General features: G+C 68.5%; 11 protein-coding genes and 2 pseudogenes. 7 read left to right on the top strand and 6 right to left on the bottom strand.

Annotated elements, in window-relative coordinates:
- Positions 1-208: 208 nt before the first annotated feature.
- Entirely contained in the window at positions 209-661 is a 453-nt protein-coding gene (locus ABZ646_RS25655) for a MarR family transcriptional regulator (RefSeq protein WP_360523281.1), read from the bottom strand.
- A 78-nt stretch (positions 662-739) separates the two neighbouring features.
- Here ABZ646_RS25655 and ABZ646_RS25650 point away from each other — a divergent pair, with 78 nt between their 5' ends.
- The 3 genes from ABZ646_RS25650 (at position 740) to ABZ646_RS25640 (ending at position 3464) form a co-directional block, all read left to right on the top strand.
- Complete coding sequence (locus tag ABZ646_RS25650; RefSeq protein WP_360523278.1) at positions 740-1378, top strand: UbiX family flavin prenyltransferase; 639 nt, start codon at positions 740-742, stop codon at positions 1376-1378.
- 76 nt (positions 1379-1454) lie between these two features.
- Positions 1455-2918: a UbiD family decarboxylase gene (locus tag ABZ646_RS25645; RefSeq protein ID WP_360523275.1), complete on the top strand. Its 1464-nt coding sequence runs from the start codon at positions 1455-1457 to the stop codon at positions 2916-2918.
- Between the two features lie 117 nt (positions 2919-3035).
- On the top strand, positions 3036-3464 hold the full coding sequence (locus tag ABZ646_RS25640; protein WP_360523272.1) for a tautomerase family protein: 429 nt from the start codon (positions 3036-3038) through the stop codon (positions 3462-3464).
- Between the two features lie 419 nt (positions 3465-3883).
- On the opposite strand, the gene ABZ646_RS25635 is transcribed toward ABZ646_RS25640, so the two are convergent.
- The 4 genes from ABZ646_RS25635 to ABZ646_RS25620 all read right to left on the bottom strand — a co-directional run bounded on the left by ABZ646_RS25635 (position 3884) and on the right by ABZ646_RS25620 (position 10042).
- The gene (locus ABZ646_RS25635; protein WP_360523269.1) at positions 3884-5158 is read right to left on the bottom strand and encodes a histidine kinase; all 1275 of its coding nucleotides are present in this window, start codon (positions 5156-5158) and stop codon (positions 3884-3886) included.
- 138 nt (positions 5159-5296) lie between these two features.
- Positions 5297-7735, bottom strand: a complete 2439-nt coding sequence (locus ABZ646_RS25630; protein ID WP_360523266.1) for an MMPL family transporter — start codon at positions 7733-7735, stop codon at positions 5297-5299.
- 1156 nt (positions 7736-8891) lie between these two features.
- Entirely contained in the window at positions 8892-9230 is a 339-nt protein-coding gene (locus ABZ646_RS25625; RefSeq protein ID WP_360523263.1) for a hypothetical protein, read from the bottom strand.
- Positions 9227-10042, bottom strand: a complete 816-nt coding sequence (locus ABZ646_RS25620; RefSeq protein WP_360523259.1) for a phytanoyl-CoA dioxygenase family protein — start codon at positions 10040-10042, stop codon at positions 9227-9229. The genes ABZ646_RS25625 and ABZ646_RS25620 overlap by 4 nt, the downstream gene beginning before the upstream one ends.
- A gap of 123 nt (positions 10043-10165) precedes the next feature.
- Between ABZ646_RS25620 and ABZ646_RS25615 the strand changes: the two genes are divergently transcribed.
- Together ABZ646_RS25615 and ABZ646_RS25610 are read left to right on the top strand one after the other, a co-directional pair.
- Positions 10166-11023, top strand: coding sequence for a helix-turn-helix transcriptional regulator (locus ABZ646_RS25615; RefSeq protein WP_360523256.1), 858 nt, complete (start codon positions 10166-10168; stop codon positions 11021-11023).
- A 212-nt stretch (positions 11024-11235) separates the two neighbouring features.
- A complete protein-coding gene (locus ABZ646_RS25610; RefSeq protein ID WP_360523253.1) occupies positions 11236-11388 on the top strand; it encodes a hypothetical protein in 153 nt (50 codons plus the stop codon).
- 85 nt (positions 11389-11473) lie between these two features.
- Here the strand turns inward: ABZ646_RS25610 and ABZ646_RS25605 are convergent, their stop codons facing one another.
- Positions 11474-11773 (bottom strand): transposase, encoded by a 300-nt coding sequence (locus ABZ646_RS25605; protein WP_360523250.1) that lies wholly within the window; start codon positions 11771-11773, stop codon positions 11474-11476.
- Positions 11774-11904: 131 nt separating this feature from the next.
- Here ABZ646_RS25605 and ABZ646_RS25600 point away from each other — a divergent pair.
- Together ABZ646_RS25600 and ABZ646_RS25595 are read left to right on the top strand one after the other, a co-directional pair.
- Positions 11905-13170, top strand: a pseudogene (locus ABZ646_RS25600) (glycosyl hydrolase); the annotation flags it as partial.
- Positions 13169-13249, top strand: a pseudogene (locus ABZ646_RS25595) (DNA-binding protein WhiA); the annotation flags it as partial. The pseudogenes ABZ646_RS25600 and ABZ646_RS25595, both read left to right, overlap by 2 nt.

The following is a 13249-nucleotide window of genomic DNA, read 5'->3' as shown; positions in this document are numbered from 1 at the left end:
TGCTTTTGAGCAGTACGCACGGGTCTGAGAGCCGGACACGATGAGCGCCCCGCACCCTCCGAAAGTGGCTGGAATCGATTCAACGGTTCCCGCGCGAGTTCACTGCCCGGGGCCGGTGCACCGCCGCCCGAGATCGCGAACTCACACATCGGCATGACCGTGCTTGACCGGGCAGCCGTCCGGTCACCCGTGGTGGTGCTCACCGTGATCAAAACCTTCCGGCGATGTGCGTGAGAGCGCTCATCAGGGCGTCCCGATGTTCCTGGGGCAGGTCGCCAAGCACGGCTTCATCAACAGACGCCGCGCTCTTACTGATGAAGTCGACCAGCTCGGCACCCTCCTGCGTGAGCTGGAGGACCTTGCGGCGCCGGTTGTCCGGAGCGGTAAGGCGGGTGAGCTGGCCGCGTTCCTCGAGGCCACGGAGGAGGGGGGTGAGGGTGGCCAGGTCGATACCTGTCAGATCGCCCATCTGGGATTGGGTGAGGCCGGGGTTCTCGCGCAGGGTGAGCAGGACCGCGCCCTGGGCCGGAGTGAGTGCTCCGTAGAGGCGGTGCCACTCGGCCGTGTAGACCCTCAGCGCCCGCCTGAGCACGTAGAGCGGCGATTCGGCAAGGACCCGGGGAATTCTGAGCTCGCTGTTCATGACGTCGTTCGCCTCCATGAGCGTGACCGTGGTTTGCGTTCCTAGCGCAGCAGTGTATCTTCGTGTACGAAACTTCGTGTACGAAAGGTTGCTCTCATGCGGTTGATCGTGGGTATGACCGGGGCAACGGGCGCGATCTTGGGGATCCGGCTGCTGGAGGAGTTGCGCACCCAGCCGGACGTGGAGACACACCTGGTGATGAGCCAGTGGGCCCGGGCGACTATCGAGCTGGAGACCGGCTGGTCGGGCCGGGAAGTCGCCGAACTCGCCGATGTGGTGCACGGCCCGCGGGACCAGGCCGCATCCATTTCCAGCGGCTCGTTCCGGACTGACGGCATGGTGATCCTGCCGTGCAGCGCCAAGACCCTGGCCGCCATCCGGGCCGGCTACGGCAGCGACCTCGTCTCGCGCGCCGCGGACGTGGTCTTGAAGGAGCAGCGCCGCCTAGTGCTGGGAGTGCGCGAGACGCCGCTGTCGGCGATTCATCTGGAGAACATGCTCGCCATGGCACGCATGGGCGTCACGATCCTGCCGCCCATGCCGGCCTTCTACAACAAGCCCGAAACGGTCGACGACATCGTGGATCACCTCGTCGCGAGGGTGATGGACCAGTTCGGGCTGGACAGCGGGAGGGCTGTGCGCTGGGACGGCCCGGCCACTGCGCGCGGCAACGGTCGGCGCACCGCTCCGCGAGTTCCCGGCACCCCCCTGGGCACGGCCAAAGCTGTCGGTTGACGTTGGCAAACCCAGTCACCCACTGATCGGCCTTCACGGGCGGACGGTATCTACCAGAAAGGACACATACACCGTCATGACATATCTGAAGGATCTGCGCGAATACCTGGATGCTCTGGACAAGCTCGGAGATCTCCGGGTCATCGACCGGGAGGTCGATCCCCACCTCGAGGTCGGCGCCATCATCCGCCGCGTGTATGAGACCAAGGCGCCGGCGCCGCTGTTCAACAACCTGAAGGGCTCTGATCCCGGTTACCGACTTTTCGGCGCCCCCGGCGGTCTGAGTTCGGCACCGGGTCAACCGCTGGCCCGCATCGCGCTCTCGATCGGCCTGGAACCCGACGCGGATGCCCGGAAGGTCATCGACACTCTGGCGGAGGCCCGGACCCGCAAGCCCATCGATCCGGTCCTGGTCGGAACCGGACCGGTGAAGCAGAACATCCTGCTCGGCGACGACGCCTCACTCGACCGCTTCCCCACCCCGTTGCTCCACGACGGCGATGGCGGCCCCTACGTGAACACCTGGGGCACCATCGTCGCCCGCACCCCTGACGGGAAGTTCACCAACTGGTCGATCGCCCGAATCATGATGATCGACGGAAAGACCATGACCGGCCTCGTACTGCCCGGGCAGCACATCAATCACGTATGGCAACAGTGGGTCGACATTGGACAGCCGATGCCGTTCGCCCTGGTCCAGGGCGGCCCGCCGGTCCTGCCGATCATCTCGGGCATGCCGCTGGCCACGGGAGTGGAAGAAGGCGGCTACATCGGCGGCCTGCTCGGCGAGCCCATCGAGTTGGTCCAGTGCGAGACCGTGGACCTCCAGGTCCCGGCCACCGCGGAGATCGTGATCGAGGGGCACCTGTCGATCGAGCGCACCGCTGTCGAGGGTCCGATGGGCGAGTTCGCCGGCTACGTCCCCAGCCACACGACCATGTGTCCGGTTTACAGCATCGAAGCCATCACTCACCGCGACGACCCGATCTGGCCGACCTGTGTCGAGGGTGAGCCGGTGGACGAATTCCACACCGTCACCGGACTCTCAGCGGCCGCGGAGGGGCTTGCCGCACTGCGCGCCGCCGGACTGCCCGTCACCACCGCCTGGATGCCATTCGAAGCCGCAACTCACCTCATGGTCGTCAGTGTCGCACCGGACTGGCGCAAGCAGCTGCCTGGGGTCAGCACCGGCGAGCTGACCCAGCGCATCCACGACGTGATCTACGCCCAGCGCTTCACCGTCACCGTCCCGCGCCTCGTCGTGCTCGATGACGACGTGGACACCTCAAATGTCGCCGAGTTGATGTGGGCCCTGGCCACCCGTGTCCACCCCACCAAGCGGCGCATTCTGCAGACCGCAAACATTCTTCCGCTGCTGGCCTGCTACACCCCCGAGGAACGGCACGCCGCCAGCGCCGAGCACGTCACCTACGACGCGCTGTTCCCTGCCATCGACGAAGGCCGCGAGCCGCGCGCTTCCTTCCAGTACAACTACCCCGCCGAAATCCAGGAACGAGTCATCGCTCACTGGAACGACTGACAGATCCCTCCACCCACGACTCCTGACCGCCCGACCGCTTCCCAGAGTGATCCGCCGCAGCGCTGTTGGCGGACCGCTGTGCGGTTTCACGCCAGATACCAGTTCGAAAGGAATGCCATGCCGATTTACCAGTGCCATGTGCCGGCCGGATCGCTCAACACCGAGCTTCGTGCCGACCTGGCGGAAGCAATCACGACCGTGCACACCTCGGTGACGGGCGCGCCCCGGGGATTCGTCAACGTCGTGTTCACTGAATACGAGCCGTCGACGTTCTTCACCGCCGGTAAGCCCAGGGAGGCGTCATATATCAGTGGAACGATCCGGGCCGGCCGGGATCGGGCGGCGCGAGCCGAACTTCTGACCCGGCTGTCCGAAGCATGGACCGCGATCACCGGCCAGGACGCCCGAAGCCTGCTGCTCGGCCTCAACGAGGCCGACCCCACGTCCTTGATGGAGGCTGGGCTGATCATGCCCGCGCCTGGTGAAGAGGCGGCCTGGATGCATCGCCACAAGCAGGTTCTCGGAGACGTGCTGTCGGCCGACTAACAGCATCGGGTGGAGCCCGCCTCGCACAGGGCGGGCTCTCCCGCGGACCAGCTGATCAGCACCTCCCGCACGCCGGGGGAACCTCACATTCGACGGCGTTGACGTCGCCCGCCACCCACGCGGAGGCTTCGAGTATCCGGGCGACCACCTGCCGTCCGTACGGGGTGAGCCATTGGATGGCCGCGCCGATGGGACACCACGTCCACATTCCGAGGCCATCACCGAGCAGTTGTCCAGCCGCGACCGCTTTCGCCGCCCGCGCCAGGGCGTACGGCCGTCCCCGCGCCGCAGCCTTCACCGCCCGCCACAGCGGGCCGGGCACGCTGTTGACCCCAGGGATTGTTCGCCCAGCCGCAGCCATAGCCGCCCGGTGGCCCCCGAGCGGCCTGCCTACCCCAGCCGACAGGGCATTACAGACATCAAGTCACGTACCGCCCTCTGAGGAGGGCGTGGACGGTCCAGCCGCCCTCACGGTTGGGTCCGGCGGTGACCTCGCCCCGGTACAGGGTGGCGCGTTCGCGCATACCGACCAGACCCCGGCCGCTGCCCGTCCCGCCACGGCGTGCGTGGGCACGGGGCGGGCCGGTGTCCTCCACGGTGATGCGTACGACGCCGGGGTCGGCGGCGACGGAGACGTAGACCGAGGTGTCGGAGGCGGCGTACTTGACCGTGTTGGTCAGGGCCTCCTGGATGATGCGGTAGGCGGACAACTGGAGTCCAGGGGCCAGGCTGGTGAGGTCGCCGTGCGCGTACAGGGCGATGGTGGGGCCGGCGGCGCGGACCCGGTCGAGCAGGGCGTCGAGGTCGGCGAGGCCGGGTTGCGGGGCGAGAGGGGCCTCGTGCGGCCGGTCGTTGTCGTCACCGATGACGGCGAGGAGCCGGCGCAGTTCGGCCAGGGCGTCGCGGCCGCTGGCGCTGATGATGCGCAGCGTCTGGGCGCCGCGTTCGGGCTTGGTCTCGGCGAGGGGGGCGGCGCCGTCGGCGAGGCTGACGATGACGGCGAGGGTGTGGCCGAGGATGTCGTGCATCTCGCGGGAGACGCGGGCGCGTTCCTGTGCGGTGGCGAGACGGGCCTGCTGGTCGCGTTGTTTCTTCAGGGTGTCGATGTAGGCGTAGGCCAGCCGCAGGAGCAGCCCGAGTGCCGCGAACGCCGTCACGGCGACCATCACCATCAAGGTCACGGGCTCCGGGCGTGTGACGTACTCCAGTTGTTGGCCGCGCCAGAAGAAGTAGGCCCAAGCGAGGAGTTGTACGAGAGTGACGCCGGTGGCGACCGCGAGTTGGCGTGGGGAGCAGTGACGGCCGACATTGAAGAGGGCGACCACCCGGGCGAATTCGGCGCCGGTCAGTACGCCCAGAGGAAGAGACACGATGGAAACGGCCGTGGTGAGGGCGAAGACCAGCAGGGGGCGTCGTTCGCGCCACAGCAGCGGGATGCAGAAGGCGAGGATGATCGGCAGCTGGGGGTCGCTGACGTTGTGGGGGTTGGTGTAGGCGTCGCTGCCGACCGCGAGGCAGAACACCGGGACCCCCCACCGCCGGATCCAGGGACGGGCCTGGTCGGCCCGCCGCCACGAGGCGAGCCGGGAGATGACTGAGGCGATCACCCGCTGCTCGGGATCGTTCGTCAGGGCCTGGAGGAACTGGCGCTCGTCCGGGCGTGGGCCGGGAGCGGGGGCGCTGAGTGCGGTCACGAGGTCGGCCCTTCGCGAAGTCGGGCCGCCCGCCGGCCCCGGGGGGATCGGGCCGGCGGGCGGGGCAGGGGAGACGGCTGATGAAAGTCGGCCGCTACGTCAGCAGCCGTGCGGAAGCCGGTACTGCGGCTCGCCTCGTCAACTCCTGCGGAGCGGGTTCTTCAGCAGTTTCCTGCGTGCGGGTGCATCCGACTCCGTCGAGTCGGTAGGGGCGGTGGTGTCGCCGCCCCGTGCGAGGCGCTGCTTGAGCCTGGACAGTCCTCGTGCCTTCCCGGCAGGTGTTGGCGTGTCCGTGTCGTGGGAGCCCTGGCCGTCGGTGAAGGTGTGGGAGACGCTCTGACCGTTCGTGCCGGCGTGGGCCCCGGCGGTGATACCGGCGGGTACGGGTTCGCGCGCGGCGACCGTCTGCTCGGCTTCGAGCGAGTGGCGCAGCTTCTCGCCCTCGACATCCACGTTCGGCAGGACGCGGTCCAGCCACTTCGGCAGGGCCCAGGAGCGGTGGGCGAGCAGGGCCATCACCGCGGGGACGATGGTCATCCGGACGACGAAGGCGTCGATGAACACGGCGGTGGCGAGCCCGAGGCCAATCGACTTGATCAGCACCTCGTCGTCGAGGAGGAATCCGGAGAAGACGGAGACCATGATGACCGCGGCGGCGGTGACCACCCGGCCGCTGTGCCGGAACCCCTGCACGATGGCCTGCGTCGGTTTGGCGCCGTGGACGTACTCCTCTCGCATCCGGGAGACGAGGAAGACCTCGTAGTCCATGGCGAGTCCGAACACCACGCCGATCAGTACGATGGGCAGCAGGCTGACGATGGGTCCGGTCTGGTTGACGCCGAAGAGGTCCTTCAGCCAGCCCCACTGGAAGACCGCGACCAGGACACCGAGGGTCGAGACCACGCTGAGCAGGAAGCCGAGGGCGGCCTTGAGCGGGATCACGATCGACCGGAAGACCAGCAGGAGCAGGATCAGGGCCAGGCCCACGACGATGGCCAGGTAGGGCACGAGGGCGTCGGAGAGCGTGGTGCTGACGTCGATGTTGACGGCGGTCAGGCCGGTGACCATCAGTTCGGCGCCGGTGTCCTGGTGCAGGGCGGCGCCGTGGCCGCGGATCTCGTTGACCAGGTTCTTGGTGGCCTCGCTGGTGGGGGCGCTCTTGGGGACGGCACCGAGCAGGGCCACGTCGCCGGCCTGGTTGAAGGAGGCGGGACGGACCGTGGCGACATCGTCCAGCTTGCTCAGCATGGTGTACGCGTCCTGGGCGGCGGCCTTGGGACTGTCGCTGTTGCGGGCGTCGACGACCACGGTGAGCGGTCCGTTGAAGCCCGGCCCGAAGCCCTTGCTGAGAGTGTCGTAGGCGATGCGCTGGGTGCTGCCGGGGGGCTTTCCGGAGTCGTCGTTCAGGGCCATCTGCAGGGACATCGCGGGGATGGCCAGCACGGCCAGGCCGGCCACCGAGACGGCGAGCACCTTGACCGGGTTGCGGGTGACGAACCTCGCCCAGCGCACGCCCATCGGCTCGCCCTCGCCGCGTTGCAGCGCCTTCATACGGCGGGTCAGCATCTTGCCCTTCATGATCCGCATACCGGCGAAGCCGAGGACGGCGGGCAGTAGGGTCAGCGCGATGATCACGGCGACGGCGACGGCGAAGGCGGAGGCCAGGCCCATGGCGGTGAGCGTGGCGATGCCGATGACGCTCAGGCCGCTCAGCGCGACGATCACGGTCAGACCGGCGAAGACGACCGCGGATCCGGCGGTGCCCACGGCACGTCCGCAGGCTTCCTCGGGTTCGTGGCCGTCGCGGATCTCGTTGCGGTAGCGGGAGACGATGAATAGGGCGTAGTCGATGGCGACGGCCAGGCCCAGCATCAGTGCCAGGGTCGTGGAGGACGAGGCCAGGTCGAAGAAATGCGTGGCGAGCGTGACCGACAGGACGGCCGCGGCCACCCCGAGGATCGCGGTGAGCAGGGGCAGTCCGGCCGCGATCAGTGAGCCGAAGGTGATCACCAGGACGACGGCGGCGACCCCGACGCCGATCAGCTCGGCCGCCTTGTTCGCGGCCTTGGCCTTGACGGCATTGCCGCCCAGACTCACCTTCAGGCCGGCCTTCTCGCCCTGGGCGACGACGTCGGTCTGGACGGCGTGGGCCGCGCCGCTGACGTCGGCCTGGGCGACCTGGTAGGACACCTGGGCGTAGGCGATGGTGCCGGACCTGCTGACCAGGCCGCTGGTGAAGGGATCGGTGACGCCCGACACCTGCGGCGACTTCTCCAGCTTCGCCACCAGGGACTCGACCTCCGCCTTGTTGGCGGCGGAGGTGAGCTTCTGCCCGCTGGGCGCCTCGAACACCACGCGCGCCGTGGCGCCGTCGGCGGAGGCCTGCGGGAACTCCTTCCGCAGCAGGTCGATCGCCCTCTGCGATTGCGTGCCCGGAACGCTCAGGGCCCCCGCGGATGTGCCGGGCGCACTCATGGCGCCGATGCCGATGGCGGCCAGGACGGCGACCCACAGCATCACGACGACGCGTCGTCGCCGGAACGCCAGACGGCCGAGCCGATAGAGGAAGGTGGCCACGGATTACTCCCACCAGGAGAAGAGATCATTTGGGTGAGCTGGGCCTGACTGACCCGCGATCTCAACCTAGGAGCGGTATCGGGCAACCACCCCGTACGGCGGAACCGAATCCGGCGGGGCCCGTTAGTACCGCAGTACTACTCCCCGCCCTCCTCGCAGCTCATTGGCAGGCGATGCCCCGATCGAAGAGAGGTGGTGATCAGCATGGCACTGTCGATGGCGAGCAGGTGCGGTTCGGTCTCGGGGATGTCCTTGGGTCGGCCGGGGCCGTGAGCCGATGGCGTTTCCTCACGGGGTGCTGCCTCCGGTCGCGTGTTCTGCTCCTGGTGAGATCCCGGACCGTCTGTCCCCACGGGGAGCGCCGTATCGCCTGCCACCGGAGGAATGGCTCGGCGAATCGCCACTTCCGTGGCCGAGGCCGCACCGGAAGACGCAGACGTGACGTGGGACGGGCCATCCTGGCGTCCGTGAGACGAATGATGGCGAAGCCTGCTCCGGGGCCAACGCCCAGGCGTCCGATCCCGTCTCTCACGGTCGACGTTCAGCCGCAACCCAGCCCGAGCATCAGTCCTCGGCGGACCGTTCACGACACAAGCAGCGGGCTGAGCGCGAAGACCTGACGAAAGCCAAGGGTGCGCCGTGAAGGGCGAGTTGTTCGAGGGGCGGTGAAAGGACGCCACCGCCGCCCTGTCGCAACAAAGCGGTTGAAGCTGAGGGCAGCCCCACCCGGGAGGTGCCGGGAAGGGTGGCAAGCGGCCCTGACAAAGCCGGGACGTATCAGCACTGCCAGATGGTGCGGGTCCGGCAAGCGAGACGGGTTGCGTCCAGGGAAGTGGTGTGCGGGTTCGACCTGATCCGGGGGTTTACTCCGGTGTCGGGATGATGCCCGCATAGATGAACGGCTACCGGCTGATCTTCGAGGTGTCGAACCCCCGGGGAGCGCCGCGATTCGCCGGTAGACCACGGCTTCCGTGGTGAGCGGCCCGGTCGTCGTCAAGCAGGACGCGGTCGGCCGTGTTGAACCAGCCGTCGGTCAACTCGGCTTCGGCCCGGCATCGGTACCTACGGAACTTCGCAGCAACGCGTCCAGTCGGCAGGGGGACACCCGGCGCGCTTGGTCAGACTCTGCATGGACACCTCTGCTCCTGGAGAGGGCCTACGCAAGCCCGGCAGCCATGTCGACGATCCGTTCGTAGAAGAACTCGTGCTTGAGGAAGGAGACGTCGTACTCGTGGCCTGGATAAGGCGGGATCAGCTGAGCTGCCTGGATCAGCCGCCAGCCGTCCCGTAGCGCCGCCACCCCCGACTCGTACGGCGGTTCGTCGCTGTCGCCCGTGGTGGGTGAGGTGCGGCCGGTGCCGTCGTACATCGACCAGCCGACGACGTGGGAGTCCAGGGCAGAGTTGGCCAGGTACAGCACCAGCACCTGCTGCCGCAGCGCCGGGGCGGGCCCTGCCTGCGGGGACTTGGCGGGGAACATGGGTTGGCTCGTCATACCGCGCCCTCCTGCGGGCGGTTGGAGACCCTGGTCACCCAGTAGTCGATGTCGAAGGAGTCGTCGCCGGTCAGCGCCCGCCACAGCAGGACGCGGTTGTACCGCTCCAGACGTCCCGTGGCCGGCTCGTACCAGGGGAACGTCACGTCCAGTTCGCGGGTCACCTGCGGATCGTCCAGGTCCGAGGTGTCCCACAGGAGCTGCTGACGGACCGTCGGGTTGAAGCGGATCTTGAACATGTAGCGGACCGTGTCGCTGTCGTTGCGCCGGCCGGCGTGCCAGAGTCCGTGGTGCAGAAACACCACCGTGCCGGCCGGGCAGACCAGCCGGCTCTGGCCGCGCAGGTTCTGGTAGCGGCCGGTGTCGGACTCGTTGACGCGGCGCAGATGGCTTCCCGGCACGCTGAGGGTGCCGCCCATCTCCAGCGTCACCGCCTGTGGGTAGTACATCAACTGCACGTCGAAGGCGTCCGGCCGGACGTCGATGACGGCGTCCCCGTGCAGCGGCTGTGCGTCCCCGCCCCGCGGCTCGCGGACGTGGACGAAGTGGTGGTCCACCGTCGGCTCCCGGCCCACCAGGCTGCGCAGGGCCCCCGCCACCCGCGGGACGTCCAGCAACCTGCGGACGAACGAACCCGCCGCGTACGCCTCGGACAGCGGCGTCCCGTACGGCACCGGCGGCACTCCGTCCGCCAGCACCGCCAGAGCCTCGGCGTTCATCTCCGCCGGGACCACGGCGTCCAGGCGCAGCGAGCCGTGCGCCACGAAGCGCGCCATCTCGACCGAGCTGAGCAGTTCCTGCCTCTTCTCCATGACTGCAACGCTAGGCACCGCCCGCCGCACGCCGCGTTGGCCATGTTCACCCTCCACTGGTCGATTCTCACCACGAGGACCAGCAGGGCCGGGGCCGACGACCCCGTGGTAGAACACGTACCCATGCACACGGCTCTCGTCCATCTCGACGAGCCTCCCGCTCTCGCCGCCGTCGGCATCGGCGTGCACGGCCCCGCCGGGCAGGTGGACGAGTTTCTGCTGCCTGACCTGTGGCAGCTCCATCTCTACGGCTACGAGGCCGACCTGACGGTGAACGGCACCCCGCACCTGATCCGCCCTGGCAGGGTCAGCCTCGTTCCGCCGGGTACGGAGGTCCGCTATCGCTACCGGGGCCGCTCCAAGCACCTCTACGTCCACCTGCGCCTGAGCTTGGCCGGGCCGCCCCGAAGCATCCCGGTGATCCAGGACGCAGGGCCGGAACTGCCGCTGCTCACAGCGCAGTTGCGGCAGGCGCTGGCGGTCTGGCCGAACACGGCGGCGCGGGCGGCGGCCGAGGTGTGGGCCGCCCTGTGGCGGGTCGCTCAGCTCGCCCCACCGACGACGCGGGACACACAGGCCGCCGCCCACCCCGCCGTCGCGGCGGCGGTGGCACTGATCGAGACCCGGCTGGCCGAGCCGCTGACCGTGCCCGAGATCGCGAAGGCGGCGGGCGTCTCGCACAACCACCTGACCCGGCTGTTCCGCGCCGCCACCGGGGAAACGGTCGTCGGCTACATCCGAGCCCGGCGCATGCAGCGGGCGCGCCACTTCCTGCGCGCCACCACGCTGACCATCCCCGCCGTTGCGGCCTCCGTCGGGATTCCCGACCTGCAGGCGTTCAATAAGGCCTGTCGCCGGGAACTCGGGGCCGCACCGCGCAGCATCCGAGCCGCCCAGACCACGACGGACGACGCTCGGCCGGTGGCATCGCAGGGGTTCGGGTCCGTACGCGACCAGGGGGTGACAGGTTCGGAAAACTGATGCGCTTCCCGCAAGAAAGTTTCGATTCTACGGTCGCGCACAACATCCCGATCATCCGGAGGGCCGCAGATGTCCGCGCGCTAATTCGAAAGCTTCGCACCCGCAGCGGCACGCTCGCGCCCCGCTCAGTCCTCGATTCCGACGCCCCCAGGATCGGCCTCGGCGGTGCGTGGGTCTTCCGCTTCTCGCCGACACTGCGTCCGCAACCGGACGTGTTCGAGGACCTGGAGTTCGAGGACGGCTCCTGGGACCGGTTGCCCGTGCCCTCGCACTGGCAACTGCACGGCTGCGGGCGGCCCGTCTACCTCAGCACCTCCTACCAGATCCCGGTGGACCCGCCCTTCGCCCCGGACGCGAACGAGTAGAAGGAGTGGGCCACGTTCAGCACGCGGCACAGCAGGACAATCGGGTACGTCGCCTTCTCCGCATGGATCAACCGGTACAGCTCGCTCACCGGTCGTTCTCCTTCACGAAGAAGGCAGTCGCTTTTTTCAGGATCTCGATCGTCTGCTGCTGTTCACGGACCTCCTTGCGCAGCCGCTTGAGTTCCTCGCGCTCGGCGCTGGTCAGCTCACCGGACTCGTCCTCACCCCGGTCCGCCTTCGCCCGGCGGTACCAGCCGCGCAGGGACTCCGAGCTGATACCGAGTTCCCGGGCGACGGCGGTGACCGTCTTGCCCGAGGAATCGACGAGCGCGATCGCGTCCCGCTTGAACTCTTCGGTGGACCGCTTCGTGTACGTGCTTCCCACCTGGTGCTACTTCCTCTGGAACCTCAATGTGTCAGGTTCCAGTCAAAGAGTTGTCCAAATGGCGTACGGTGTCCGCCGGTTGTGATCAGGTTCCCACGAAGGCTGAATCAAGGCCGTTTCGGGAGGTTCCGGTGTCAGCACCAACCCGCAAGAGACGATGGCTCACGATCTGTGCCATCACCGCGTCCGCCGCACTCGTCACGACACCCGCGGGTGCCGCGTCCGGCGGCGGCAAGAACACTTTCGGAGCGCGCGCCCTCGCGCGACTCGCCGCCGAGCGCGAGCACTCGGTCGGCACCGTCAGCCCCAAGGTGAAGGCCGAGGACGACGACGGCGGCAACGAAGCGGACGAGATAGCCGAGGGCGCGGACCAGTACGCCGAGGCCCGCACCTCACCCGGCATCGTCGCACCCGGCGCGTACGGCGCCGCGTGGAACGCACTGACCGATCTGCCGAGCACCGGCGGCAGTTGGCGCAACATCACCGACCTGCCGTACAACTCCGACGACTCCCGCTACCGGGACATCGACTCCAACTCCAGTGGCGGCTCCGGCAATGTCACCGGCCGCATGGCCGCGATGGCCGCGGACGACGACGGTTACGTGTACGCGGGCAGCGCGGGCGGCGGCGTATGGCGGTCCGGACGGGGCGGCGGGCACTGGAAGCCCATCAGCGACAAGCTCCCGTCGCAGTCCACCGGCGCGCTCGCGCTCGACGGCGCGGGGCGGCTGTGGCTGGGCACCGGCGAGGCCACCACCAACGCGGACGCCTACCTCGGCAGCGGCGTCTACGTCCTGACCGACCCGCACCACGGCACCTTCTCCTCCCGCGCCCGGGTCGGCGGCGACGAGCTGGAGTCCACCACCATCCACGAACTCCGCTTCGGCGGCGGCAAGGTGTGGGCCGCCACCAGCGAGGGCGTGTGGAGCCACTCCACGAAGACCCTCAAGGGCGCGTGGAAGCTGGAGTTCGCCCCCAACCCGGACTACCTCCCGGGCGGTTCGCTGGCGAGCGACCCCTCGGCCGCGTACAAGAACATCGCCAACGACATCGCGATCGACCCCAAGGACCCCTCGAAGGTGATCCTCGCGGTCGGCTGGCGCAGCGGCGACGACTACAACGGCTTCTACACCAAGGGCGCCGACGGCACCTGGACCCGTATCAGCAGCGGCTTCGGAGACCTGCCGACCGACGCGGACAACGTCGGCAACGTCACCTTCGCCCGCTCCGCCGACGGCTCCCGCTACTACGCCATCGACCAGTCGCCCGAGCAGCTGAACACCAACCCGGACAGCGGCCTGGAGGGCATCTACAGCGCCGCCTCGCCGTTCGGCCCCTGGACGAGGATCGCCGACTACAAGGGCCTGGCCGCCGACGGCTCGGCGCTGACCTCCAGCTGAGGTCAGCGCCATTCTGCGGTTCGCGGGCGGCCTCCACCTGGTGAGCGGGCGCATCGTGATCGAGGCGGAACTGGAC

Origin of the sequence: Streptomyces sp. NPDC007162 (assembly GCF_040634175.1) — a bacterium.
In the GTDB taxonomy this organism is placed as follows: Bacteria; Actinomycetota; Actinomycetes; order Streptomycetales; family Streptomycetaceae; genus Streptomyces.
The sequence above is the reverse complement of the archived record's forward strand: the minus strand, read 5'-3'. Positions and strand labels throughout refer to the sequence as shown.